Source organism: Streptomyces sp. NPDC046349 (genome assembly GCF_055587885.1).
Genome location: NZ_JBVJFK010000004.1, coordinates 174,426 through 198,879 on the forward strand (window position 1 = coordinate 174,426; position 24,454 = coordinate 198,879).

28 protein-coding genes and 1 tRNA gene are annotated in these 24,454 nt (G+C 71.7%); 8 read left to right on the forward strand and 21 right to left on the reverse strand.

Translation table 11 applies throughout. The annotated features are described in order from the left end of the window. Window positions 1-19: 19 nt before the first annotated feature. The 5 genes from ACZ6JS_RS10745 to ACZ6JS_RS10765 form a co-directional block, all read right to left on the reverse strand. Window positions 20-322: a hypothetical protein gene (locus ACZ6JS_RS10745; protein WP_469297300.1), complete on the reverse strand. Its 303-nt coding sequence runs from the start codon at window positions 320-322 to the stop codon at window positions 20-22. Beyond that, on the reverse strand, window positions 319-1,164 hold the full coding sequence (locus tag ACZ6JS_RS10750; RefSeq protein WP_469297301.1) for an MBL fold metallo-hydrolase: 846 nt from the start codon (window positions 1,162-1,164) through the stop codon (window positions 319-321). The genes ACZ6JS_RS10745 and ACZ6JS_RS10750 overlap by 4 nt, the downstream gene beginning before the upstream one ends. Beyond that, window positions 1,161-2,069, reverse strand: coding sequence for an NUDIX hydrolase (locus tag ACZ6JS_RS10755; RefSeq protein WP_469297302.1), 909 nt, complete (start codon window positions 2,067-2,069; stop codon window positions 1,161-1,163). The genes ACZ6JS_RS10750 and ACZ6JS_RS10755 overlap by 4 nt, the downstream gene beginning before the upstream one ends. Window positions 2,070-2,195: 126 nt before the next feature. Continuing rightward, window positions 2,196-2,669, reverse strand: a complete 474-nt coding sequence (locus tag ACZ6JS_RS10760; protein WP_386189401.1) for a RidA family protein — start codon at window positions 2,667-2,669, stop codon at window positions 2,196-2,198. Beyond that, on the reverse strand, window positions 2,666-2,827 hold the full coding sequence (locus ACZ6JS_RS10765; RefSeq protein ID WP_007264966.1) for a DUF4177 domain-containing protein: 162 nt from the start codon (window positions 2,825-2,827) through the stop codon (window positions 2,666-2,668). Before ACZ6JS_RS10765 ends, ACZ6JS_RS10760 begins: the two co-directional genes overlap by 4 nt. Window positions 2,828-2,899: 72 nt before the next feature. On the opposite strand from ACZ6JS_RS10765, the gene bagA reads away from it, so the two are divergent. Both bagA and bagB read left to right on the forward strand, forming a co-directional pair. Then, entirely contained in the window at window positions 2,900-3,880 is a 981-nt protein-coding gene (gene bagA / locus ACZ6JS_RS10770) for an ATPase BagA (RefSeq protein ID WP_469297303.1), read from the forward strand. Continuing rightward, the gene (gene bagB / locus ACZ6JS_RS10775; RefSeq protein ID WP_469297304.1) at window positions 3,877-5,130 is read left to right on the forward strand and encodes an ATPase BagB; all 1,254 of its coding nucleotides are present in this window, start codon (window positions 3,877-3,879) and stop codon (window positions 5,128-5,130) included. Before bagA ends, bagB begins: the two co-directional genes overlap by 4 nt. 29 nt (window positions 5,131-5,159) lie before the next feature. Here bagB and ACZ6JS_RS10780 read toward each other — a convergent pair whose 3' ends face one another. Continuing rightward, entirely contained in the window at window positions 5,160-5,510 is a 351-nt protein-coding gene (locus tag ACZ6JS_RS10780; protein ID WP_030648100.1) for a WhiB family transcriptional regulator, read from the reverse strand. Between the two features lie 385 nt (window positions 5,511-5,895). Between ACZ6JS_RS10780 and ACZ6JS_RS10785 the strand changes: the two genes are divergently transcribed. Continuing rightward, on the forward strand, window positions 5,896-8,181 hold the full coding sequence (locus tag ACZ6JS_RS10785; protein WP_469297305.1) for a transglycosylase domain-containing protein: 2,286 nt from the start codon (window positions 5,896-5,898) through the stop codon (window positions 8,179-8,181). A 100-nt stretch (window positions 8,182-8,281) separates the two neighbouring features. Here the strand turns inward: ACZ6JS_RS10785 and ACZ6JS_RS10790 are convergent, their stop codons facing one another. Then, window positions 8,282-8,743, reverse strand: a complete 462-nt coding sequence (locus ACZ6JS_RS10790) for a GatB/YqeY domain-containing protein (RefSeq protein ID WP_469297306.1) — start codon at window positions 8,741-8,743, stop codon at window positions 8,282-8,284. Between the two features lie 67 nt (window positions 8,744-8,810). Between ACZ6JS_RS10790 and ACZ6JS_RS10795 the strand changes: the two genes are divergently transcribed. Further along, window positions 8,811-9,749, forward strand: a complete 939-nt coding sequence (locus ACZ6JS_RS10795; RefSeq protein WP_469297307.1) for a metallophosphoesterase — start codon at window positions 8,811-8,813, stop codon at window positions 9,747-9,749. Between the two features lie 101 nt (window positions 9,750-9,850). Next, window positions 9,851-9,924, forward strand: a tRNA-Pro gene (locus tag ACZ6JS_RS10800). A gap of 70 nt (window positions 9,925-9,994) precedes the next feature. On the opposite strand, the gene ACZ6JS_RS10805 is transcribed toward ACZ6JS_RS10800, so the two are convergent. From ACZ6JS_RS10805 to ACZ6JS_RS10825, 5 genes are read right to left on the reverse strand one after another with little or no spacing between them, the layout of a single operon-like run. After that, the gene (locus ACZ6JS_RS10805) at window positions 9,995-10,273 is read right to left on the reverse strand and encodes a hypothetical protein (protein WP_469297308.1); all 279 of its coding nucleotides are present in this window, start codon (window positions 10,271-10,273) and stop codon (window positions 9,995-9,997) included. Between the two features lie 48 nt (window positions 10,274-10,321). Continuing rightward, window positions 10,322-10,816: a DUF5956 family protein gene (locus ACZ6JS_RS10810; RefSeq protein WP_469297309.1), complete on the reverse strand. Its 495-nt coding sequence runs from the start codon at window positions 10,814-10,816 to the stop codon at window positions 10,322-10,324. Between the two features lie 59 nt (window positions 10,817-10,875). Then, a complete protein-coding gene (locus ACZ6JS_RS10815) occupies window positions 10,876-11,460 on the reverse strand; it encodes an HD domain-containing protein (protein WP_469297310.1) in 585 nt (194 codons plus the stop codon). A gap of 6 nt (window positions 11,461-11,466) precedes the next feature. Continuing rightward, window positions 11,467-12,768, reverse strand: a complete 1,302-nt coding sequence (codA, locus tag ACZ6JS_RS10820) for a cytosine deaminase (RefSeq protein WP_469297311.1) — start codon at window positions 12,766-12,768, stop codon at window positions 11,467-11,469. A gap of 25 nt (window positions 12,769-12,793) precedes the next feature. Further along, window positions 12,794-12,961 (reverse strand): hypothetical protein, encoded by a 168-nt coding sequence (locus ACZ6JS_RS10825; RefSeq protein WP_469297312.1) that lies wholly within the window; start codon window positions 12,959-12,961, stop codon window positions 12,794-12,796. 87 nt (window positions 12,962-13,048) lie between these two features. On the opposite strand from ACZ6JS_RS10825, the gene ACZ6JS_RS10830 reads away from it, so the two are divergent. Beyond that, a complete protein-coding gene (locus ACZ6JS_RS10830; RefSeq protein WP_469297313.1) occupies window positions 13,049-14,860 on the forward strand; it encodes a S9 family peptidase in 1,812 nt (603 codons plus the stop codon). Between the two features lie 37 nt (window positions 14,861-14,897). Beyond that, window positions 14,898-15,722: an SURF1 family protein gene (locus ACZ6JS_RS10835; protein WP_469297314.1), complete on the forward strand. Its 825-nt coding sequence runs from the start codon at window positions 14,898-14,900 to the stop codon at window positions 15,720-15,722. Here ACZ6JS_RS10835 and ACZ6JS_RS10840 read toward each other — a convergent pair. The 7 genes from ACZ6JS_RS10840 to ACZ6JS_RS10870 form a co-directional block, all read right to left on the reverse strand. Next, window positions 15,689-16,783 (reverse strand): hypothetical protein, encoded by a 1,095-nt coding sequence (locus ACZ6JS_RS10840; protein ID WP_469297315.1) that lies wholly within the window; start codon window positions 16,781-16,783, stop codon window positions 15,689-15,691. The two genes, ACZ6JS_RS10835 and ACZ6JS_RS10840, sit on opposite strands and share 34 nt — an antisense overlap. Next, the gene (locus ACZ6JS_RS10845) at window positions 16,780-17,514 is read right to left on the reverse strand and encodes a SigE family RNA polymerase sigma factor (RefSeq protein ID WP_469297316.1); all 735 of its coding nucleotides are present in this window, start codon (window positions 17,512-17,514) and stop codon (window positions 16,780-16,782) included. Before ACZ6JS_RS10845 ends, ACZ6JS_RS10840 begins: the two co-directional genes overlap by 4 nt. Window positions 17,515-17,683: 169 nt before the next feature. Then, complete coding sequence (locus tag ACZ6JS_RS10850; protein WP_469297317.1) at window positions 17,684-18,760, reverse strand: aspartate-semialdehyde dehydrogenase; 1,077 nt, start codon at window positions 18,758-18,760, stop codon at window positions 17,684-17,686. Next, window positions 18,757-20,031: an aspartate kinase gene (locus tag ACZ6JS_RS10855; RefSeq protein ID WP_031147550.1), complete on the reverse strand. Its 1,275-nt coding sequence runs from the start codon at window positions 20,029-20,031 to the stop codon at window positions 18,757-18,759. Before ACZ6JS_RS10855 ends, ACZ6JS_RS10850 begins: the two co-directional genes overlap by 4 nt. 120 nt (window positions 20,032-20,151) lie before the next feature. After that, window positions 20,152-20,799: a DUF5063 domain-containing protein gene (locus ACZ6JS_RS10860; protein WP_469297318.1), complete on the reverse strand. Its 648-nt coding sequence runs from the start codon at window positions 20,797-20,799 to the stop codon at window positions 20,152-20,154. Further along, on the reverse strand, window positions 20,792-21,391 hold the full coding sequence (recR, locus tag ACZ6JS_RS10865) for a recombination mediator RecR (protein ID WP_030010802.1): 600 nt from the start codon (window positions 21,389-21,391) through the stop codon (window positions 20,792-20,794). Before recR ends, ACZ6JS_RS10860 begins: the two co-directional genes overlap by 8 nt. A 52-nt stretch (window positions 21,392-21,443) precedes the next feature. Next, window positions 21,444-21,788, reverse strand: coding sequence for a YbaB/EbfC family nucleoid-associated protein (locus ACZ6JS_RS10870; protein ID WP_076044258.1), 345 nt, complete (start codon window positions 21,786-21,788; stop codon window positions 21,444-21,446). 290 nt (window positions 21,789-22,078) lie between these two features. Between ACZ6JS_RS10870 and ACZ6JS_RS10875 the strand changes: the two genes are divergently transcribed. After that, window positions 22,079-22,828 carry an SLATT domain-containing protein gene (locus ACZ6JS_RS10875; protein ID WP_469297319.1) on the forward strand — a complete coding sequence of 250 codons (750 nt, stop codon included), beginning with the start codon at window positions 22,079-22,081 and terminating at the stop codon, window positions 22,826-22,828. A gap of 159 nt (window positions 22,829-22,987) precedes the next feature. On the opposite strand, the gene ACZ6JS_RS10880 is transcribed toward ACZ6JS_RS10875, so the two are convergent. Beyond that, complete coding sequence (locus tag ACZ6JS_RS10880; RefSeq protein WP_469297320.1) at window positions 22,988-23,638, reverse strand: hypothetical protein; 651 nt, start codon at window positions 23,636-23,638, stop codon at window positions 22,988-22,990. Window positions 23,639-23,734: 96 nt separating this feature from the next. Continuing rightward, a complete protein-coding gene (locus tag ACZ6JS_RS10885; protein ID WP_469297321.1) occupies window positions 23,735-24,400 on the reverse strand; it encodes a GntR family transcriptional regulator in 666 nt (221 codons plus the stop codon). Window positions 24,401-24,454: the final 54 nt, after the last annotated feature.

A 24,454-nucleotide genomic window follows, 5' to 3' on the forward strand; every position in this document is an offset into this window, starting at 1 on the left:
CCGGAGCGGAAGAGACGGCCTAGTCCTTCTGCGCGGTGACGGCGAGGGCCTCGACTGCCAGCTTGGCCTCCGCCAGGCCGGCGCCGGTGATGCGGCGGTAGGCCTTGATCGCCGAGATCTGCCGGTCCTCGCGGATCAGGGCCCGCACCTCGTCCATGCCCGCCGGCTCCGGCTCCTCGATGCCCAGGTGGTCCAGGAGCAGCGCCAGGCGGCGCTCCGTGCGGTCCGCCTGCATCTGGAGGCTCTTCACGCGCAGCGATACCGTCGACGTGATCCATCCCGCGGTGCCTATCAGCACGACGAGCAGGAACATGGTGTTCATTCCGGTCCTCCAGGGATCAGTCCGTGATCTTGAAGGTACTCGAGCTGGGCCCGGACGGACCATTGCGCCGCCGGCCACAGGGACCGGTCGACGTCCGCGTACACCTGGGCGACGACCGCCTCGGGCGTGGTGAAGCCGTTCTCGACGGCCGTCTCGACCTGTGCCAGCCGGTGCGCCCGGTGGGCCAGGTAGTACTCGACGGCGCCCTGCGCGTCCTCCAGGACCGGCCCGTGGCCCGGCAGGACGGTGTGCACACCGTCGTCCACGGTGAGGGAGCGCAGGCGGCGCAGGGAGTCCAGGTAGTCGCCGAGGCGGCCGTCGGGGTGCGCGACCACCGTGGTGCCGCGGCCGAGGATGGTGTCGCCGGTCAGCACCGCCCGGTCGGCGGGCAGGTGGAAGCAGAGCGAGTCGCTGGTGTGGCCCGGGGTCGGGACCACGCGCAGCTCCAGCCCGCCGGTGCGGATCACGTCCCCGGCGGCGAGGCCCTCTCCGCCCAGGCGCAGGGCCGGGTCCAGCGCGCGCACCTTGGTGCCGGTGAGCTCGGCGAAACGGCCGGCGCCCTCGGCGTGGTCGGGGTGCCCGTGGGTGAGCAGGGTGAGCGCGACCCGTTTGCCCGCCCGCTCGGCGGTGTCGACGACCGCCCGCAGGTGGGCCTCGTCCAGCGGGCCGGGGTCGACGACGACGGCGAGGTCCGAGTCGGGCTCGGACAGCAGCCAGGTGTTGGTGCCGTCCAGGGTCATCGCGGACGGGTTGGGGGCCAGTACGTTCACCGCGCGGGCGGTCGCCGGACCGGATGCGACGAGTCCGCGGGGCTGTCCGGGCAGTGCTGCGGCGTCGCTCATGCGGGGCCTCCGGTGCCTCCGGGGCGCCCGAGGCGGACGCGCTTGGTGAACTCGTCGTGGCCCGGCCAGCTGAGTACCACCTCGCCACCCTCCAGCGCGGCCTGCGCCAGCACCGGGGCGAGGTCCTGGGCCGCAGCCGCGGTGAGCGCGTCCGCGGCGCTCCCGTACGGCTCCAGGGAGCGCAGCGTGGAAATCGTGGGCGGCATGATCAGCAGCTCGCCCTTGTCGTATCCGCCGGCGGCGTCGGCCGGGCGGATCCAGACGGTCCGGTCGGCCTCGGTGGAGGCGTTGCGGGTCCGCTGTCCCTCGGGGAGGGCGGCCACGAAGAACCAGGTGTCGTAGCGGCGCGGCTCGAACTCGGGGGTGATCCAGCGCGCCCACGCCCCGAGCAGGTCGGAGCGCAGCCACAGGCCGCGGCGTTCGAGGAAGCCCGCGAAGGACACCTCCCGGGCCACAAGGGCCTGCCGGTCCGCCTCCCAGTCGTCGCCGGTGGTGTCGCCGACGACCGTGTCCGCGGTCGGGCCGGCGAGCAGGACGCCCGCCTCCTCGAAGGTCTCCCGCACGGCGCCGCAGACGATGGCCTGGGCGGTGCGGGGGTCGGTCCCGAGCCGGGCCGCCCAGTCAGCCTGGGAGGGGCCGGCCCAGCCGACGTGGTGCTCCTCGTCGCGGGGGTCGACCCCGCCGCCCGGATAGGCGTACGCACCGCCGGCGAAGGCCATGGAGGCCCTTCTGCGCAGCATGTGGACGACGGGCCCGTCCGGAGTGTCGCGCAGGAGCATCACGGTGGCGGCGAGCCGCGGTTGCACCGGGGTGAGCGAGCCGTCCGCGAGCGCGCGGATGCGGTCGGGCCATTCGGGCGGGTACCACTGGCCCCCGGCGGGGGGCTGCTGCTGACCATTCGGCATGGCCGGATGCTACGGCCATCCGGCCCGATGTTCGAGGGTCGCCCGCAGCGGTCGCCGCGCGGCGACCGGAACGGGGCGGGCCCGGCGAGCGGCGCCGCGCCCCGATCCGTACGGCTCCCGCGGGGATCAGGCCCCGGGGACCAGCTCGACCTGGATCTCGACCTCGACGGGCGCGTCGAGCGGCAGGACCGCCACACCGACAGCGCTGCGGGCGTGGACGCCCTTGTCGCCGAGGACTGCGCCCAGCAGCTCACTCGCGCCGTTCAGCACGCCCGGCTGGCCGGTGAAGTCGGGGGCCGAGGCGACGAAGCCGACGACCTTCACGACACGCGCGATCTTGTCGAGGTCGCCGACGACGGACTTGACGGCGGCCAGGGCGTTCAGCGCGCAGGTGGCGGCCAGTTCCTTGGCCTGCTCCGGCGAGACCTCGGCGCCGACCTTGCCGGTGACCGGCATGCTGCCCTTCACCATCGGGAGCTGACCCGCGGTGTAGACGTAGGCACCCGACCGCACGGCCGGCTGGTACGTGGCCAGCGGCGGGACGACCTCGGGCAGGGTCAGGCCGAGCTCGGCCAGCTTCGCGTCGACGACGCCGCTCATGCCTTCTCCCGCTTGAGGTAGGCCACGAGCTGCTCGGGGTTGTTCGGGCCGGGCACGACCTGGACGAGCTCCCAGCCGTCCTCGCCCCAGGTGTCCAGGATCTGCTTGGTGGCGTGGACCAGCAGCGGGACCGTCGCGTATTCGAACTTCTTGGTCATGGGAGCGAGGGTAGTGCCTGAGATGCGGGGCTCATGCGCGCCCCGGGAGCCGAGTGGTTAGGCTCGGTCGATGTGAGCAGGCTTCAGGTGGTCAGCGGCAAGGGCGGCACCGGCAAGACCACGGTCGCCGCGGCACTAGCGCTTGCCCTCGCGCGCGAGGGCAGACGGACTCTTCTGGTGGAGGTCGAGGGCAGGCAGGGGCTCGCGCAGCTCTTCGGCGCCGAGGCACTCCCCTACGAGGAGCGGAAGGTCGCGGTGGCCCCGGGCGGGGGCGAGGTCTTCGCGCTCGCCATCGACGCCGAACGGGCGCTGCTGGACTACCTCCAGATGTTCTACAAGCTCGGCTCGGCCGGACGCGCGCTGAAGAAGCTCGGCGCCATCGACTTCGCGACGACCATCGCCCCCGGCCTGCGCGACGTGCTGCTGACCGGCAAGGCCTGCGAGGCGGTGCGCCGCAAGGACAAGGCCGGACAGTACGTCTACGACCACGTGATCATGGACGCGCCGCCGACCGGACGGATCACCCGGTTCCTGAACGTCAACGACGAGGTGGCGGGCCTGGCCCGGTTCGGCCCGATCCACAACCAGGCGCAGGCCGTCATGAAGGTCCTCAAGTCCCCCGAGACGGCGGTGCACCTGGTCACCCTCCTGGAGGAGATGCCCGTCCAGGAGACCGCGGACGGCATCGAGGAACTGCGCGAGGCGGGGCTGCCCGTCGGACGGGTCGTCGTGAACATGGTCCGCCCGCACCACTTGGACGAGGACACCCTGCGCACCGCCGCCGAGGACCACCGCGCCGGGGTCGCGAAGGCGCTGTCCCGGGCGGGCCTGGGCGGCGCGCGCCGCGGCGGACTGGCCGAACGGCTGGTCGAGCCGCTGCTCGCGCAGGCCGCCGAGCACGCGGGCCGGGTGGAGCTGGAGCGCGCGCAGCGCGCCGTACTGGCGGGCCTGGACCTGCCGACGTACGAACTGCCCCTGCTCGGGGCGGGGATGGATCTGGCAGGGCTGTACGAGCTGGCCAAGGAACTTCGGAAGCAGTCGGTGGCCGAATGAGCGAGGGGGTGGACACGGTGGGCCTGGACACTCCGCCGCGGCTGGCGGTCGACCGGCTGCTGGACGACCGGGATACCCGCATCATCGTGTGCTGCGGGGCGGGCGGCGTCGGCAAGACGACCACGGCTGCGGCACTGGGCGTACGGGCGGCCGCGCGCGGGCGGAAGGCGGTCGTGCTGACCATCGACCCGGCGCGGCGGCTCGCGCAGTCGATGGGGATCGACTCGCTGGACAACACCCCGCGCAAGGTGGCGTCCGCCGGGGAGGGCGGTGGCGAACTGCACGCCATGATGCTGGACATGAAGCGCACCTTCGACGAGATCGTCGAGGCGCACGCGGACGCCGAGCGCGCCCGGGCCATCCTCGCCAACCCCTTCTACCAGTCGCTGTCGGCCGGCTTCGCGGGCACGCAGGAGTACATGGCGATGGAGAAGCTCGGGCAGCTGCGGGCCCGGGACGACTGGGACCTGATCATCGTGGACACCCCGCCGAGCCGGTCGGCGCTGGACTTCCTGGACGCACCCAAGCGCCTGGGGTCCTTCCTGGACGGGAAGTTCATCCGGGTGCTGATGGCTCCGGCCAAGGTGGGCGGCCGGGCCGGCATGAAGTTCCTGAATGTCGGCATGTCGATGATGACCGGCACCCTCAGCAAGTTGATGGGCGCGTCGCTGCTCAAGGACGTACAGACCTTCGTGGCGGCGATGGACACGATGTTCGGCGGCTTCCGCACGCGTGCCGACGCGACCTTCCGGCTGCTCCAGGCACCCGGTACGGCCTTCCTGGTGGTCGCGGCGCCCGAACCGGACGCTGTGCGCGAGGCGGCGTATTTCGTGGAGCGGCTGGCCGCGGAGCGCATGCCGCTGGCCGGCCTGGTGCTCAACCGCGTGCATGCTTCCGGCGCCGACCAGCTGTCCGCCGAAAGGGCGTTGGCCGCCGCAGAGAATCTTGAAGAGGGCGGCATTGTCGATCAGGAGGCCGGGAAAGCTGGACTTCGTGACACGGCCGCCGAACCCCCCGGCGCCGATGACGACACCACGGCCGTCGACCGGATCACGGCAGGACTGCTGCGCCTGCACGCCGAACGGATGCAGGTGATCGCGCGTGAGCAGCGCACGCGTGATCGCTTCACCTCGCTTCACCCCGAGGTGGCGGTGGCCGAAGTGGCCGCCCTGCCCGGCGATGTGCACGACCTCGCCGGGCTGCGGGCCATCGGAGAACGACTCGCGGCCGGGGTGCCGGCCGGAGCGTAGGCGTTCGTACGAAGGTGGCGGCCGGTACCCTACCCGGCTGCCGCGTACGTCTCGTACGGAACGTCGATCTCCGCGTCTGCATCCATGGTGAGGATGCCCGTGCTGCGCTCGTACTCCGTACGGGCGGTTTCGAGCAGCCGTCGCCACGAGGTGACGGTGGGACGCCGGCGCAGCAGCGCACGTCGTTCCCGCTCGGTCATTCCGCCCCACACGCCGAACTCGACGCGATTGTCGAGCGCATCGGCCAGGCATTCGGTCCGCACCGGACATCCGGTGCACACCGCCTTGGCCCTGTTCTGTGCCGCTCCTTGAACGAACAGTTCATCCGGATCGGTAGTGCGGCAGGCTGCCTGCGCACTCCAGTCGGTAACCCAGCCCATCCCGGCGCCGTCCTCTCCCGAATCGAGGCTCCCCCACGGCGGTAGCGGCATATTCACCGCTGCCAGTTGAGGACGTTACGGAAGGCGGGCACAGTGCAACACCCCCGACGGGCCCAATCTTGAATGGTCCGAACGGACTATGGGTAAGCGGCAGATCACCCGACGGAGTGATCCGGCGACATGCCCGACCATTCCGACGATTCGGGTGCAATCGGCGGATCGACTTCACCGGGGCGGCGGGATTCGGACATCAGTCCACCCCATTCGGGAAGGGTGAAAATCAAGCCGAGGGGTTGATGTGGCACCGGACTGCTGTGACAGTTGGGGTCAGCTTAGGCCAAGGCATTCGCGTGTGTCCGGCGAATCAGAACGTAGGCTGCCCTCCATGGGAAAGAAGCGCTCGGGCGGCGGGCTCACCGGGAGCCAGCAGGCCGCCAAGTTCCTCGGGGTGTCCGTTCTCTCCGGAGTCGTGCTGGCGGGCATGGCGATTCCGGCTGCAGGCGCCCTGGGGCTGGCCGCCAAGGGCACGGTCGAGGGATTCGACGAGATTCCGGCCAATCTCAAGACACCGCCGCTGAGCCAGCGGACCACGATTCTCGACGCCGAGGGTGGCGTGATCGCCACCGTCTATTCGCGCGACCGGCAGGTGGTCCCGCTCACGTCGATCTCCCCGTACATGCAGAAGGCCATCGTCGCCATCGAGGACTCGCGCTTCTACGAGCACGGAGCGGTGGACCTCAAGGGCATCCTGCGCGCGGTCAACCGCAACGCGCAGGAGGGCGGCGCGGCTCAGGGCGCGTCCACGCTCACCCAGCAGTACGTGAAGAACGTGTTCGTCGAAGAGGCCGGCGACGACGAGACCAAGGTGCGCGAGGCCCAGGAGAAGAGCCTCGGCCGCAAGATCCGCGAGCTGAAGTACTCGATCCAGGTCGAGGAGGAGCTCGGGAAGAAGAAGATCCTCGAGAACTACCTCAACATCACCTACTTCGGCCAGCAGGCCTACGGGATCGAATCCGCCGCCCAGCGCTACTTCAGCAAGCCGGCCAAGGACCTGACCCTGGAGGAGTCGGCACTGCTGGCGGGCGTCGTGCAGTCGCCGAGCCGCTACGACCCGGTGAACGACGCGCAGGAGGCCATGAAGCGCCGCAACATCGTCCTCCAGCGGATGGCCGACACCAAGGACGTCTCCCAGGCGGAGGCCGACGCGGCGAAGGCGAAGCCGGTCACCCTCAAGGTCACCAGGCCCAAGAACGGCTGCATCACGGCGGTCAAGGGCGCGGGCTTCTTCTGCGACTACGTGCGCAACACCTTCCTGACCGACCCGGTCTTCGGCAAGACGCGCGAGGAGCGGGCGAAGGTCTGGAACCAGGGCGGCCTCACCGTGCGCACCACCCTGGACCCGCAGTCGCAGGACGCGGCCAACGAGTCCATCAAGGACCACGTCTACCAGGAGGACTCCATCGCGACGGCTGTGACCATGGTCCAGCCGGGCACCGGACGGGTGCTGGCGATGGGCCAGTCCAAGCCGTACGGCTTCGGCAAGAACGAGACGCAGATCAACTACTCCGTGGACAAGCGGATGGGCGGCTCGAACTTCGGCTTCCAGGTCGGCTCGACCTTCAAGCCCTTCATCGCCGCCGCCGCCCTGGAGCGGGGCATGCCGCCGACCAAGGTCTACCAGGCCCCGAACAAGCTCGACTACCCGAGCCCGATCCCCCGCTGCGACGGCTCGCAATACGTCAACACCCGCAAGGAAGAAGCGGAGAACGAGACCGAGGACGAGATCGGCCCGTACGCGCTGCGCACGGCGATGGAGAAGTCCATCAACACCTACTTCGTCGAGATGATCGGCGAGATCGGGCTGTGCCCGGTGTCGGAGATGGCGGCCAAGCTCGGCGTGGTCCCGGCGAGCGGCGCGAAGCTGGCCGACGGCCCCGCCATCGCGCTCGGCTCGGAGGAGATGTCCCCGCTGACGATGGCCAACGCGTACGCGGCCTTCGCCAACCGCGGCGTCTACTGCACCCCCGTCGCCATCGAGTCCATCACCGACGCGCACGGCAAGGCGCTCGCGGTGCCCAAGAGCAAGTGCGAGCGGGCGATGTCGCAGAACACCGCCGACACCATCAACACCCTGCTGAGCGGCGTGGTCGACTCCGGTACCGGTGAGCGGGCCGGCCTGACCGACCGCGACAGCGCGGGCAAGACCGGTACGACCGACTCCCGCTACAACGCCTGGTTCGTGGGCTACACCCCGAACGTCTCCGGCGCGGTATGGGTCGGCTCGGGCGGTGCCAAGAAGATCACGATGGAGAACATCGTGATCGGCGGCAGGTCCTACAACAAGGTCTTCGGCGGCGGCCTGCCCGGCCCGATCTGGAAGGACGCGATCACGGGCGCGCTGTCCGGCCGCGAGGCCCTGCGCTTCACCACGGTCCACATCGCGGAACCGAACATCCCCTCCGGCGGCCCCCGCGGCAACAAGCCGTCCACCAACCCGAGCCGGCCCGGCAAGCCCGGCGGCGACGGCAAGCCCGGCGGGCGGCCCGACGGCCAGACCGCGGGCCAGACCGGCGGCCCGGGCGGGGGCGGCGGGGCCGGCCAGACGGACAACCCCTTCCCCGGCATCACGATCGACCCGGGTACGGTGATCGGCGGCCGCGACGGCCAGTAGCCGTCGCGGGCGGTACGCGCAGACGCCATGGGGGAGGGCCCCGGCCGATACGGCCGGGGCCCTCCCCATCTGTCTGTCTGCGCCTGTGTCTCCCGACCTCTTACGAGAGCGCCTTCTTCACAGCGGCGGCGACACGCCCGCCCTCCGCGAGTCCGGAGACCTTCGGGTTCACGATCTTCATGACGGCGCCCATGGCCCGCGGCCCCTCGGCACCCGCCGACCGGGCCTCCTCCACGGCCTCCGCCACGATCCCGGCGAGCTCCTCGTCGGAGAGCTGCCTGGGCAGGTAGGTGTCCAGGAACTCGCCCTCGGCGCTCTCCCGCGCGGCCTGCTCGGGACGACCACCCTGCGCGAAGGCATCCGCGGCCTCGCGGCGCTTCTTGGCCTCCTTGGCGATCACCTTGAGGACTTCCTCGTCGGAGAGCACCCGGGCCTCCTTGCCCGCGACCTCCTCCTTGGTGATGGCGGCAAGGGTCAGGCGCAGCGTGGACGAGTGCAGCTCGTCGCGCGCCTTGATGGCGGTGGTGAGGTCTTCCTGGAGCTTGGCCTTGAGCGTGGTCATGCAGGTGAGTGTGCCAGGTGCGGGGACGGTGGCGCTCGCCTGTTTTCCGGTCTGCGACGATGGGTCCATGCGTGCGCGTTACGGAGTACCACTGAAAGCGGCTGCCGGAATCGCTGCGGTGGGGGCCGCGGGTGTGGCTTACGCCGCCGGTTTCGAGGCACGGTCCTTCCGGCTGCGCCGGGTCACGGTGCCGGTGCTGCCCCGGGGGATGCGCCCACTGCGCGTCCTCCAGGTCTCGGACATCCACATGGTCGGCGGGCAGCGCAAGAAGCGCGCCTGGCTGCAGTCGCTGGCAGGCCTGCGCCCCGACTTCGTCGTGAACACCGGCGACAACCTCTCCGACACCGAGGGCGTGCCCGAGGTACTCGACGCCCTCGGCCCGCTGATGTCCTTCCCCGGCGTGTACGTCTTCGGGTCGAACGACTACTACGGGCCGCGGCTGCGCAACCCCGGGCGCTACCTGGTCGAGAAGGTCCAGGGCCGGCACGGGCTGAACGGCAACAAGCCGGTCGTCGGCGCCGTGCACAACCCGTGGGAGGAGCTGCGGGACGCCTTCGATGCGGCCGGCTGGCTCAACCTCACCAACACCCGGGCCCGGATGAAGCTGGAAGGGCTGGAGCTGGCCTTCACCGGCCTCGACGACCCGCACATCAAGCGGGACCGCTACGAGAGCGTCGCCGGCGGGCCGGAGGCGGACGCGGACTTCTCGCTGGCCGTGGTGCACGCCCCGTACCTGCGGGTCCTCGAGTCCTTCACCGCCGACCGGTACCCGCTGATCCTCGCGGGCCACACCCACGGCGGCCAGCTGTGCATCCCCTTCTACGGGGCCCTGGTCACCAACTGCGACCTCGACACGAAGCGGGTGAAGGGGCTGTCCACGCACGAGGCGGCGGGCCACCGCTCCTACCTGCACGTCTCGGCCGGCTGCGGCACCAACCGCTTCACCCCGGTCCGCTTCGCGTGCCCGCCGGAGGCCACGCTCCTGACGCTGGCCCCGAAGGCGTAAGGACCCCGCCACCCGCTCCGCGAAAACCGGATTTCGTCTCCGGCGAGAGGTCCGCTAAAGTAATCGATGTCGCCAGGACAGCAACACTTCAGGGCGACGATCGGGGTGTAGCGCAGCTTGGCAGCGCGCTTCGTTCGGGACGAAGAGGTCGTGGGTTCAAATCCCGCCACCCCGACTTCGTAAGACCAGGTCAAGGGCCTGATCCGCTTCAGCGGATCAGGCCCTTCCTGCGTTTCGGGGGCTCGTCAGTAGGGGCGGGGCGACATGATGTGGGGCTCCATGGCCGGGGCCTCGAAGACGCAGCGGGGGATGCCCGGGCCGGGGGTGGCGCGGACGGAGACCTTCGTCGGGGGGTCCGTCGGCAGCTCGACGCGGACGGTCACGGGGTGGTCGTGGTGGGTCGTCGCGTGGCCCGTCTCCTTGCCGTCGACCAGGACCTCGACGACCGCCGTGTGACCGGTCTGGACCGTGGCACTGACCGAGTGACCCGCGTGGTCGATGTGGAAGTGATGCCGCCGCCTCATGAGACCGCCTCCCGCCGCTGCCCCCGTGTCCAGGGTAGCCAACAGCCCCTAGAAGCTCTCGTGGAGCGCGGCCAGCTCCGTGCGGGCCAGGGACGGGAGGTCCGGGGAGGGAGCTTCCGCGGCCAGGGCGTCGAGGTGGTCGAGGACCGCGGCGACGGTGGTGAAGGGGCCGATCGGACGGAGCAGCCAGATGCGGCCGCGGGGGCGGGGCGGGAGGCCGAGGGCGGCGAGGGCCTCGTCGGCCTCCCGGTCCAGGGCGCGCACGTCCGGCTCGGGGAGCGGGGCGCACTCCACGCCGGTGATGTGGCCGTGGCCGTCGAGTTCGGTGTCCACGGCCCAGTGGGTGGAGCGGTCGGGGATCCAGGTGCGGGCCGCCGGGGGCCAGACGTAGGGGAGGAACACCCAGCGCAGGTCCTCGGGCGCCGGCTCCCAGCCGAGCACCTCCAGCTCCCGCATCTCGGGCAGCCGGTCCGCCTCCAGTTCGCTGCGGCCGGTGCGGCGCTGTGCGAGCGGGTGGGGTGTTCCGTCCTCGTCCCACGACATGCGGGCACGCTATCCGAAGCGGTGGCGGATCCACGTGACCTGCGCCGCGACCGCCCGCGTCATGCGTCCATGGCGTTGGCCGCGATGCGTTCGGCCGCGCCGCTCGCGACGTAGGCGGCGGCCGCGCAGTCGGGCTTGCGCTTCGCCTGGTCCTCGACGAGGGCGGTGAAGGCGGGGCCGAAGCCGGCGCGCGGGTGGGCGGCGAGCAGGCGGGCCGTGAAGGACGGGTCGAACTCGGCGAGGCGCAGACCGGAGACGTCGGCGCTCGTGCCCACCTGGAGGAGGTGGCTCTCGACGTCCTCGGCCGCGCCCACGTCGTCCCGCATGTGCAGGACGATGATCTCCTCGGCGCGGGCCCGACGGGCCGCCGGCCAGCCCAGGCCCGCCGTCAGGACGCGCGCCACGTGGCCGCCCGCCTCCTCGAAGGGCAGGGTGTGGCTGTCGAACGGCGCGGTCAGGCCCAGGTCGTGCAGGAGGGCCGCCACGTAGAAGAGCTCCCGGTCGTGGTCCAGTCCGTGGTCCTGCGCGTACCGCGCGCCGAAGGCGTAGGAGCGCACGGAGTGGTTCAGAAGCGCCGTGTCCGCGTACTCCGACGCGATCTCCAGGGCGGCCCGGGCTGAGTTGGTGTCAAGCGTCCACGTCATGGCACGTCAGCGTAGGCGGCGGCTGAAGTCGACGTCCGACGGGGGCTCTCCGGGCCAGGTCAGCCGGGTGGGGGCGGGCGGGGTCTCGGCGAGGACGGAGCCGCGCGAGACCACGTACCGGGGGCGCACCTGGCGGCGGATCGCCTCCTCGGGGGAGGGCGCGGGCAGGAGGACGAAGGATGCGGGGGCTCCGGCGGTGATGCCGTATTCGTCGGCGCCGAGGCCGAGGACGCGCGCCGCACGGTCCGTCACCATCGAGAAGGCCACCGGGATGTCGTCGGCGCCGGTGAGCTGGGCGGCGTAGAGGCCGACGAGGGCGGTCTGGAGCGGGTTGGCGGTGCCGAGGGCGTTCCAGGGGTCCATCACGTCGTCGTGGCCGAAGGCCACGTTGACCCCGGCCGCCAGCATCTCGCGGACCTGGGTGAGGCCGCGCCGCTTGGGGTAGGCGTCGAAGCGGCCCTGGAGGTTGAGGTTGGCGAAGGGGTTGGCGACCAGGTTGATGCCCGAACGGGACAGCAGCCGCTGGAGTTTGAAGCTGTAGGCGCCGTTGTAGGAGCCCATGGCCGTCGTGTGGGAGGCGGTGGCCCGCTCGCGCAGGCCCGAGCGCAGGGCGAGAGTGGCCAGCACCTCCACGAACCGGGACTGCTCGTCGTCGATCTCGTCGCAGTGGGCGTCCACCCGCAGGCCGTGTTCCTCGGCCAGCGCGAAGGCGGTCCGCAGGGAGGCGACGCCGTCCTCGCGGGTGTCCTCGAAGTGCGGGATCGCGCCGACGACGTCCGCCCCGCGCGCGACGGCCTCGCGCAGCAGCGCCTCGCCGTCGGGGAAGGAGACGATGCCCTCCTGCGGGAACGCGACGATCTGCAGGTCCACGACGTCCCGCACCCGGTCGCGCACTTCGAGCAGCGCCTCGAGCGCCGTGAGGGACGGGTCGGTGACGTCGCAGTGCGTACGGACGTGCAGCACGCCGTTGGCGGCCTGCCAGCGCAGCACCTCGGTGGCCCGCGCGATCACGTCCTCGCGGGTCAGGGTGCGTTTGCGCTCGCTCCAGCAGGCGATGCCCTCCCACAGGGTGCCGGAGGTGTTGGGCCTCGGCTCGCCGGCCGTCAGCGCCGTGTCGAGGTGGATGTGCGGTTCGACGAAGGGTGCGGTGAGCAGGCCTCCGTGGGCTTCGACGAGGAGGCCGGTGGCCGGCGGTTCCTTCTGGTCGTCGTAGGGGATCACCCGCGCGATGCGGCCGTCCTCCCCGACCTCGATGTCGGACAGCCCTGACGTGTGGAGCAGCCGGGCGCCCCGGACGATCATCCGCATGGCGCCAGCGTACGGACGAAAGCGGTCAGCCGCGCCTGGCCTGGGCCTTCTGCTGCATGCCGCGCGTCTTCGCCGCCGTGGAGTGGGGGTCCTTGAACGCGGCCTTCGCGCGGGCCTCGGCGGCCGTGTTCTTCGCCAGCGCGCGTTCGGAGTCCTGGTGCGTGTGGTGGCCGGTGCGGGCCTTCTTGGCCATGCTCGTTCCTCCTTGGAGTCCGGGTTCCACTGTGCGCCCGTTCGGAGCAGTCGGCATCCCGGGGGCCGCTGCGGCCACAATGGGCGCATGACCACCGACAGCGAGACCACCCCCGAGACGCCCGACTGGGAGAAGCGGTTCCGTGCGCCGCGCGTCGGGCTGCCCGACTGGGCCGAGGACGCCCCGGACCGTTCGCTCTTCGTCTCCAACGCGACCGGCACCTTCGAGATCTACGCCTGGGACCGCGCCACCGGCCTGCAGCGGCAGGCCACCGACCGCCCCAACGGCACCACCGACGGCGTCCTCTCCCCCGACGGCGAGTGGATCTGGTGGTTCTCCGACACCGACGGCGACGAGTTCGGCACGTGGGTGCGCCAGCCCTTCGCGGGCGGCCCCGACGAGCCGGCCACCCCCGGCCTGGACCCCTCGTACCCGGCCGGCCTGGCCATCGGGCGCGACGGCACCACCGTCGTGGGGCGCTCGACCGACGAGGACGGCTCGACCGTCCACGTGGTCCGCCCGGACGGTGGCGAGCCGACGGTGATCTACCGGCACCGGGAGTCCGTCGGCGTCGGCGACCTGTCGCGCGACGGCACCCTGCTGGCCATCGAGCACACCGAGCACGGCGACGCCATGCACTCGGCCCTGCGCGTCCTCACCCTCGACGGGACCACCGTCGCCGAACTGGACGACTCCCGCGGGGGGACGCAGGAGCTCGGCCTGGAGGTCCTCGGCTTCGCCCCGGTCGCGGGCGACACGCGGCTGCTCATCGGCCACCAGCGGCGCGGCCGCTGGGAGCCGCTGGTGTGGGACGTGGCCACCGGCGCCGAGCAGGAGCTCGCGATCGACCTGCCGGGAGACGTCAGTGCCGAGTGGTACCCGGACGGCTCCGCGCTGCTGGTCGCGCACAGCTTCGAGGCGCGCAGCGAGCTGTGGCGCTACGACCTGGCCGCGGAGGAGCTGGTACGCGTCGACACGCCGCCGGGGACGGTGTCGGGGGCCACCGCGCGGCCCGACGGGACGGTGGAGTACCTGTGGTCCTCTGCTGCCGAGCCCTCGGTGGTGCGGTCCACTTCGGGCGGCGTCGTCCTGGAACCGCCGGGCCTGCGGCCGCCGGGCTCGGTGCCGGTGGAGGACGCCTGGGTGCAGGGTCCGGGCGGCCGGATCCATGCGCTCGTGCAGCGGCCGGCGGGCCACGGCGACGGCCCCTTCCCGACGATCTTCGAGCTCCACGGCGGGCCGGCCTGGCACGACAGCGACGCCTTCGCCGCGACCCCTGCGGCCTGGCTGGACCACGGCTTCGCGGTGGTCCGGGTCAACTACCGCGGCTCGACGGGCTACGGCCGCGAGTGGACCGACGCCCTCAAGCACCGGGTCGGCCTGATCGAGCTGGAGGACGTCGAGGCGGTCCGCGCGTGGGCGGTCTCGTCGGGCCTCGCGGACCCGGAGCGGCTCGTCCTGTCGGGAGGCTCCTGGGGCGGGTACCTGGCCCTGCTGGGGCTCGGTACGCAACCCGACGTCTGGGCCGTGGGCCTGGCCGCCGTACCGGTCGCGGACTACGTGACGGCCTACCACGACGAGATGGAGGCGCTGAAGGCCCTGGACCGCACCCTCTTCGGCGGTACGCCGGAGGAGGTCCCGGACCGGTTCGAGGCGTCCTCACCGCTGACGTACGTGGACGAGGTGAAGGCCCCGGTCCACATCGCGGCCGGCGTCAACGATCCGCGCTGCCCGATCCGGCAGATCGACAACTACGTGGACCGGCTCGTGGCCCGCGGGGCGGTGCACGAGGTGTACCGCTACGACGCGGGGCACGGGTCGCTGGTGGTGGAGGAGCGGATCAAGCAGGTCCGGATGGAGCTGGAGTTCGCGCTGAAGCACCTGCCCGCGCGACCCTGAGGACCGGTGGCCGGTGTACCCCCCGTACCGTGGTGGGGTGCACCGGTTTCTCCTGACCCCGCGCTGGTGGGGGATCAACGTCTTCGTCGCGCTCGCGGTCCCCTTCTGCCTGTTCATGGGGTCCTGGCAGCTCGGCAGGTTCGAGGCGCGTGTCGACAGCCACCGGGAGGCGGCCTCGGAACGGCCCGTCGACCAGGTGGCGGCCCCGCTGGACTCGCTGCTGCCCGTCGATACGGAGACGTCCGGACGGCTGGCTTCCGCGTCCGGGGAGTACGCCGAGCAGATGCTCGTGCCCGAGCGGCGGCTCGACGGGGCGTCCGGTTTCTACGTCCTGACGCTGCTGAAGACCGACTCCGGCAAGGCCCTCCCGGTGGTCCGGGGCTGGCTGCCGGGTGCGGCGGACCCCGCGAAGGCGCCGGCCGCGCCGACGGGCCGGGTGGAGGTGACCGGAGCGCTGCAGGCCTCGGAGAACTCGGGCACCAAGGGCGTCCACGCCCAGGGCGGGCTGCCCGCCGGGCAGCTCGGCGTGATCGCCGCGGCCACACTGGTCAACCTCGTCCCGCACGACCTGTACGACGCCTGGCTGACCGTGCAGACCCCCGTGGACGGGATGCTTCCGGTGCCTGCCCAGGCGCCGACGAACACCGGGCTCGACCTCAAGGCCTTCCAGAACCTCGGCTACACCGGCGAGTGGTTCGTCTTCGTCGCCTTCGTGCTCTTCATGTGGTTCCGGCTCTACCGCCGCGAGGTGGAAACGCTCCGCGACGCGGAGGCGGGCCTGCTCGACCCCGCCGAAGCCGCCGCACCCGCCGAAGCCGCCGCGCAGGATCAGTCGTCGACCGGGATCGCACCCGTCCGGTAGACCGTGCCGCCGCAGGCGTCGGGGATCGTCGTCCGCGTCGTCGGTGCCCCGCTCGTCTGGGGCGTGTGGGACACCTCGACGACGCTCGGCGCCTGGGGCGTGCCCGTCTGGGGCTCCGACGCCGCCTCACTGCCCGGAGCGCCCGACGTGCCCGCCGAGCTGGTCAGCGGCGGCTTGGCGGTCCCGTCCGAGCCGTTCGCCGCGCAGGGCTCGCCCGGCGGCACCCATGCGAAGCGGACCTCGTAGGACTTGTTCGGCGGGAGCACCACCACCGGCGCCTCAGCCGACGGGTCGGGCAGCAGCCCGCTGCCCGGGCCGCCCGCCGTGTGGTCGACCACGGCGACCCCGGAGCCGGGAACGAGCGTGGCGACGGGCGCGGAGGCCGCGGCTACGGTGTCCCGTCCGGTGACGGCGCAGCCCTGGGAGGAGACGTTGGTGACCCGGAAGCCGCCGGCCACCCGGCCATCGCCCTCGGGGTTGCGCACATAGCCCACGACGCCGAGCTGCTCGGCACCGCACCCGGGCACGCCCGGCGCCGCCACCGGCGGGAGCGGACCGGTGCCCGCCGCCGGACCGGTTCCGGAACCGGCCGGGCCGCCCGAGGCCCCGGTGCCCGCCGGGCCCGATGTCGAGCCGCCCGCCGTGGCGCCGCCCTGGGAGGGGTCGGGCTGCCCGGTGGCGCCGCCCGCGGCCGGGGAGCCGCTGCGGGAGCCGCCGGCCTTCGGGTAGGACCCGTAGCCGTTCTGGTGCGGGTCGGAAGCGCCGCCCTGCTTGTCGCCGGCGTGCGCCTCGTGCCCGGCCATGGCCTGGCGGTCCGCGGCCGTGCCCTCGCCGCCCGCGAGGTGCAGGGCGGCCGGGATCGCGGTCCCCGCGAGCAGCGCGGCCGCGGCCGCGCCGACGACGGCCCGTCGCCTGCGGGCCCGGCGCCGCGCGGGGACGCCGTGCAGGATCCGGTCCAGCGCGTCCTCGGAGGGCCGGATGCCCTCGACGGCGCCGCGCAGGAGGATCCGCAGCTCGTCTTCGGCGTCCGCGCCGGCCGCCGCCGTGTGGTCGTCCATCATGACTGCGCAGCCTCCATCGCCACCCGCAGCGCGGCAATGCCCCGCGATCCGTACGCCTTGACCGAGCCGAGCGATATCCCCAGCGTCTCGGCGACCTGGGCTTCCGTCATGTCCGCGAAGTAGCGCAGCACCAGCACCTCGCGCTGGCGGCGCTGCAGCCCCCGCATCGCCTTGATCAGATCGTCCCGTTCCAGCTGGTCGTACGCACCCTCTTCGGCGCTCGCCATGTCCGGCATGGGCTTCGACAGCAGCTTGAGGCCGAGGATGCGCCGGCGAAGGGCGGAACGCGAGAGGTTCACGACGGTCTGGCGCAGGTACGCCAGGGTCTTCTCTCGGTCGCGGACCCGGTTGCGTGCCGAGTGCACGCGGATGAACGCCTCCTGCACGACGTCCTCGCAGGAGGCGGTGTCGTCGAGGAGCAGCGCGGCGAGGCCGAGGAGCGAGCGGTAGTGGGTCTGGTAGGTCGCCGTGAGGTGGTCGACGGTGGTGCCGGGCACCACCTCGGCGGTCTCGTCCTTGCCGCCCGCGTCCGCCTCAGCGCTGTCGCGCTGCGCGGGCACGAGGCCGCCCGGGATCGGTGCGGCAGTCCGCGCGGGGGCCTGCGGGGTCCCCGACGGCGGGACGGGAACGATCACGGGAAGACCGCCGCCGGGCGTGCGGAAATCCCGGCGCGGCGGGAGGATCCCCGTGCGTGCCGGTGGGACGGCCAGTTCGAGCAGTGCCTCTGCCACGCCTGTAGGACACGCGTCCCCCCGTCAGGGTTGTACGCGCGGGGAAGCCTCATCGGAGAAATCCGTATTGCGCTCATGCGTACCCGCTCTTCCCGATTGCCCCGTCCAGCGAAACGGCAGTCGGGCCATCACCTTGATCAAGGGATCGGCACCGATCCTACAAAGCGAATTACGCAAATTCACCTGCGATCAGTTCCGCGATCTGCGTGGCATTCAGTGCCGCCCCCTGGCGGAGATTGTCCGCGCACACGAAGAACTCCAGCGCGTACGGGTCGTCGAGCGAGGCCCGCACCCGCCCCACCCAGGCAGGATCCGTCCCGGCGGCGTCCACGGGGGTGGGGAACTCCCCCGCCGCGGGGTCGTCCACGAGCACCACGCCCGGGGCGGCCTCCAGGATCTCCCGGGCGTGCGCGGCCTTGACCTCGTTCTCGAAGCCGGCCCGAACCGTCAGCGAGTCACCGGTCAGCACCGGCACCCGGACGCAGGTCACCGACACCGGGAGCGCCTCCAGCTGGAGGATCCGGCGGGTCTGCGCCCGTACGGCCAGTTCGTGCGAGGACCAGCCGTCCTCGTCCAGCTCGCCGCACCACGGCACGACGTTGAGGGCCAGGGGGCCCGCGAAGGGGCCCGTGTCCTCGCCCACCGCACGGCGCACGTCGCCGGGCTGCTCGCCCAGGGAGGTGCCGGCCACCAACGACAACTGGCGGCGCAGCGCCTCGGAACCGGCCCGTCCGGCCGCGCTCGCCGCCTGGTAGGTGGACACGGCCAGCTCGGTCAGGCCCCACTCGGCGTGCAGCGCGCCCAGCGAGGCGATCATCGCCGCGGTGACGGTGTCGGGGGCTGCGACGATCCCGCGCGGCCGAAGGCGCGCCGCGTGCGCGTTGATCTCGGGCACCACCAGCGGCACCTCGGGATCCTCCCGGAAGGCGGCGGACTGGTCGACGACGACCGCGCCGCGCGCGGTGACGACGGGCGCCCACCGGGCCGAGACCTCGGCAGGGGTCAGGAACAGCGCGACGTCGCCCGGCCCGAGACCGTCGAAGGCGTCCTCGGTGAGGGCGAGCACCTCGCACTCCTGCCCGCGCACGGACAGCATGCGGCCGGCCGAGCGCGCGGAGGCGATCAGGCGTATGTCGCCCCAGACATCCGCCCGCTGGGACAGCATCCGGAGCAGGACAGAACCGACTGCTCCGGTCGCCCCGACGACGGCGAGTGCCGGAGCCGGGGTCGACCGGGCGGCGGTCATCGTCCGGTGCCTCCGTAGACGACGGCCTCGTCGCTGTCGGAGTCGAGGCCGAAGGCCGTGTGCACGGCGCGGACGGCCTCGTTGACGTCGTCCTGGCGGGTCACCACCGAGATGCGGATCTCCGAGGTCGAGATCAGCTCGATGTTGACGCCCGCGTCGGACAGCGCCTGGAAGAAGGAGGCGGTGACGCCCGGGTTCGTCTTCATCCCGGCGCCGACCAGGGAGATCTTGCCGATCTGGTCGTCGTAGCGCAGGGAGTCGAAGCCGATCGCGCCCTTCGCCTTCTCCAGGGCGTCGATGGCCTTGTGGCCCTCGGCCTTGGGCAGCGTGAAGGAGATGTCGGTGAGGCCCGTCGAGGCCGCGGAGACGTTCTGCACGATCATGTCGATGTTGATCTCGGCGTCCGCGATGGCGCGGAAGATCGCCGCGGCCTCGCCCGGCTTGTCCGGGACGCCGACGACCGTGATCTTTGCTTCGGAGACGTCGTGAGCGACTCCGGAGATGATGGCGTGCTCCACCTGCTCGTCCCCTTGCGGATTCTCGTTGCTGACCCAGGTGCCCGGCAGTCCCGAAAAGGAGGACCGGACGTGGATCGGGATGTTGTATCGGCGTGCGTACTCGACACAGCGGTGCAGCAGCACCTTGGAACCGGAAGCCGCCAGCTCCAGCATGTCCTCGGAGGAGATCCAGTCGATCTTCCGGGCCTTCTTCACGACACGGGGATCCGCGGTGAAGACGCCGTCGACATCGGTGTAGATCTCGCAGACCTCGGCGTCCAGCGCCGCGGCGAGCGCAACGGCGGTGGTGTCCGAACCGCCGCGGCCCAGGGTGGTGATGTCCTTGGAGTCCGCGGACACGCCCTGGAAACCGGCGACGATGGCGATGTTGCCCTCGTCCAGCGCGGTGCGGATACGGCCCGGCGTGACATCGATGATGCGCGCTTTGTTGTGGACCGAGTCGGTGATGACGCCTGCCTGGCTGCCGGTGAACGACTGGGCCTCGTGGCCCAGGTTTTTGATCGCCATGGCCAGCAGGGCCATGGAGATCCGCTCTCCGGCGGTCAGCAGCATGTCGAATTCACGCCCGGCAGGCATCGGGGAAACCTGCTCGGCGAGATCGATCAGCTCGTCCGTCGTGTCGCCCATCGCGGACACCACGACGACCACTTGGTGGCCGTTCTTCTTGGCGTCCACGATCCGCTTGGCGACGCGCTTGATGCCCTCGGCATCGGCTACGGAGGAGCCTCCGTACTTCTGCACGACAAGGCCCACGTGCGCTCCTCGCTCAGTCCGTCTCATTGCTGGTGCAGTCTAACGAGCGCCCGGGATCCGACCGCCTCGTACCACATCATGAGACGAACAGATCACAGTCCGGGTTCCCGCGCCGGAGGATCACCTGCGGCCCAGGCCGCCGAGCTCCTCCGCCATCACCTGTCCGGCCTGCTCCGCGAGGTCGTCCTCGGTGATGTCCTCGTCGGTGTCCAGGCCGTCCAGGGCCGCCAGCGGCTGGTTCAGGCGCACGTGCGAGATCAGGGACTGCAGGGCGCGCAGCGTCGCCGAGGCCGTCGGGCCCCAGTTGGTGAAGTACGAGAACTGCCACCACCACAGCGCCTCCGTGATGCGGCCCGCCTGGTGGTGGATCAGGCCGTGCCGCAGGTCGGCGACCACGTCGGCCAGATCGTCGGAGATCCGGTGGGCGACGGGAGCCTTGCGCGGCTCGTACGGGTCGAAGACCTCGGAGTAGACGTCGACCGGCTCCAGCATGATCGCGAACCGCTCGCGCAGGTCGTCGACGTCCGGCTCCGGGCCGAGGTCGGGCTCGTAGCGCTCTTCGGGCAGCACGTCCTGGTACGCGCCCAGCCGGCCGCCCGCCAGCAGCAGCTGGGACACCTCCAGGAGGAGGAAGGGCACCGCGCTGTCGGGGTCCTCGCCCTTGGCGACCTCGGTGACCGCGACGATGAACGACTCGATCTGGTCCGCGATCGAGGCGGCGAAGTCGTCCGGATCCTGGCCGAGAGCGTGCAGCGTTGCGTCAGACATCGAGAAGTCGCCTTCCTTCAAAGGCCCGCCCCAGCGTGACCTCGTCCGCGTACTCCAGATCTCCCCCGACGGGGAGCCCGCTGGCCAGGCGGGTGACCTTCAGGCCCATGGGCTTGATCATGCGGGCGAGGTAGGTGGCGGTCGCCTCGCCCTCCAGGTTCGGGTCGGTGGCGAGGATCAGCTCGGTCACCTCGCCGTCCGCCAGGCGCGCCAGCAGCTCGCGGATGCGCAGGTCGTCCGGGCCGACGCCCTCGATCGGGCTGATCGCGCCGCCGAGGACGTGGTACTTGCCCCGGAACTCGCGGGTCCGCTCGATCGCGACCACGTCCTTCGGCTCCTCGACGACGCAGATGACCGTCGTGTCCCGGCGCGGGTCGCGGCAGATGCCGCACCGCTCCTCCTGCGCCACGTTCCCGCACACGGCGCAGAAGCGGACCTTGTCCTTGACCTCGAGCAGCGCGTGCGCGAGGCGGCGGACGTCGGTGGGCTCGGCCTGCAGGATGTGGAAGGCGATCCGCTGCGCGCTCTTGGGCCCGACGCCGGGCAGCCTGCCCAGTTCGTCGATCAGGTCCTGGACCACGCCTTCGTACAACGGACTGCCTTCTTTCGCTTTCGTCGGATGGAGGGACCGGGGGAGGGTACTGCTAGAACGGCAGGCCGGGAATCCCGCTGCCGCCGCCCAGACCCTGCGCGAGGGGGCCCAGCTTCTGCTGCTGGAGCGCCTGGGCGTTCTCATTGGCGGCCTGGACCGCCGCGACCACGAGGTCGGCGAGCGTCTCCGTGTCCTCCGGGTCCACGGCCTTCGGGTCGATCACCAGCGCGCGCAGCTCGCCGGAGCCGGTGACGGTCGCCTTGACCAGGCCGCCGCCGGCCTGGCCCTCGACCTCGGTCCGCGCCAACTCCTCCTGCGCGGCGGCGAGGTCCTGCTGCATCTTCTGGGCCTGCTGGAGCAGCTGCTGCATGTTGGGCTGGCCACCACCGGGAATCACAGGGCTCTCACTTCCGTACGTCGGTACCGTCGGGACCTTCGCGACCCCGAGACCTTCGGAACGCTTGGTCAATCCGAGACTACGTGCTCCCCGGGCGCCGCGCCCTACGCCGTGAGGACCAACTCTTTCGAGTGAGAGTCGGGGCGTACGCGTACCTGATGGAGACCTCCTTGCGAGCGGAAATCCCGGGATTCGTTGTCCATCGCCCGTCATTCGAAGGTAGGAAGAGCATGCGCATCATTGCGCACACGCGCACCACCACACGTCAGCGCAGGCAGAGGGAGTGCCGGGTGAGCCAGCCGGAGATGCAGCCCGAGGGGCCACCCCGGGATCCCCGGGAGGAAGGCGGCGGGCCGATGGCGGCGGGCGATCTGACCGGCCGGCCCTTCCCCCTCGGGGACTGGGGGGAGCCCGCCGAGCGGCTCGACGAGCTCTACCGGCGGGTCGAGGCGGACGCGCTGCGCACGGCCGAGTGGTACCTGTCCGACCGGGCGTGGAAGCGCCGGGGGGCGCGCGTACTGCGCGTCGGCGCGGCCCTGGGCGCCGTCACGGGCGCGGCGATGCCGGTGCTGGAGCTGACGGGCTCGGCGCCGGGCGGATCGACGTACGGGTACCTGGCGCTCCTGCTGGGCGCGGCCGCGCTGGCCTGCGACCGGTTCTTCGGACTGACCTCGGGGTGGATGCGGGACGTGGCCACGGCCCAGGCGGTGCAGCGCAGGCTCCAGACGCTCCAGTTCGACTGGGCTTCGGAGAACGTCCGCGAGGTGCTCGGGCCCACCGAGGGCACCGCCAGCGAGGCCGCCGAGCGGTGCCTGACCGTGCTGCGCCGCTTCTCCGAGGACATCACGGAGCTGGTGCGGTCGGAGACGGCGGACTGGATGGTGGAGTTCCGGTCCGGGCCGGCGCCGCTGGTGATGCAGTCACTGGGGGCTCCCGGGGCGCGCGGGGCGGATGCGTACATCCCGCCGGCCCGCTTCCCGCTGCCGCCGGGCACCCGCCCGAACATGCCGCGGCAGCGGCCCCCGGAACAGCCCCGCTGAACCGGTGGAGGGGGCGGGCCGGTGCCGCCCCGCCCACCGGTACGGATGCGGGTGGACGTGCAGGTCGAGATACGGCTGTACAGCTACTTCAGCTACTTCAGCTACTTCAGCTACTGCACGACGACAGGTCCACGTGCAGTGCCCGTGCAGGTCACCGGCTCAGCTGAAGATGATCATCGAGCCCTGTCCGAGACTGCGCGTCGCCGCCGCGTGCAGTCCCAGCCAGACGTGCCGCTCCCGGGCGAAGGGGCTGCCGTCGTACGCGATCGGTCCCGCCGGCTCCTCCAGCGACGTGGGCCGCCCCGGCGGCGCCGGCGCCGCGGGCGGGTTCCCCGGGTCTATCCCGATGGCGGGAGCGACGAAGAGCAGCTCCCGCAGGAGCCCCTGCGCGGACCCGAGCGGTCCGCCCCCGGCCAGCAGTTCCTCGTTCGCCAGGGGCGCCGGGAAGTCGACGGGCACGTAGGCGCCCGCGTGGTCGTAGTGCCACACCAGGTGCGACTGCTGCGCTGTGGGCTCGAACATCTCCAGCAGCTGTTCGTAGTCCCCGCCCAGCTCGTCCACCGGCGTCACCGGCAGGCCGCAGAGCTGGAGCAGGTAGGCCCGTCTCAGGAAATGCAGGGCGTCGTAGTCGAAACCGGCGACCGGGGCGACGTCCCCGCTCAGACCCGGCATGTAAGCGAACACGGGCACGGACGGGAGTCCGGCCTCACCCAGCGCCTTGTCGTACGAGGCGATCTCTTCCGCGAAGGGGTTGTCGGGGCTGTGGCACAGCACGTCGACAAGAGGGACCAGCCACAGGTCACAGGCCACACGGCCTCCGATCAGTCGTTGTCGCCGATCAGGCCAGCGTAGTGCGCCGGACACCCTCCGCGAAGGGGTGCGCAGAACTGGGGGGCCGGCCGGGGCTCAGAGGCGCGCGGCCCAGGCCAGCGCGTGCTCGTTGTAGCCGTGCACGATGCGGCGTACCGCGTCGGCGTCCGCCAGGGTCACGGCGTCCACCAGATCGCCGTGGCCGTCCCAGAGGGCTTCCCGCAGCTGCGGCTCGCGCTGGAGGTGGGGGACGGCGAAGACCCAGCACTGCACGCGGATGCGGTGCAGGAACTCGGTGATGTAGGTGTTGGCGACCAGCCCGCTCAGTTCCCGCCAGAAGCGCAGGTCGTAGCCGATCAGCACTTCCAGGGAGCCGCTCTGGGCCGCCTTGCGCGCCTCCTCGCCACGGCGCCGCACCGACACCAGCATCTCGCCGGAGCCGGGGGTGGCGCCCCGCTCGGCGAGCCGGCGGAAGATGCCGTCCACGACCAGCGACCGCGCCTCGATCATGCCGCGGAAGTCGTCCACCGAGAAGATCCGCACGCGGAAGCCCCGGTGCTGGACCAGCTCCAGAAGCCCCTGGGCCGAGAGGTCCACGAGCGCCTCGCGCACCGGGGTCGCGGAGACCTCGTACTGCTCGGCTATCTGCTTCACCGTGAACTCTGTCCCCGGAGGCAGGCGTCCCGCGAGCACCTCGTCACGCAGCGCGTCCGCGATCTGCTGGCGAAGTGTGTTGCGGGTGACAGCTCCGCTGCCTGGCATAGGGGTCCGTCTCCTGTCGTAGAACTCCGGACACCATAGGCCAGACAGCGAGGC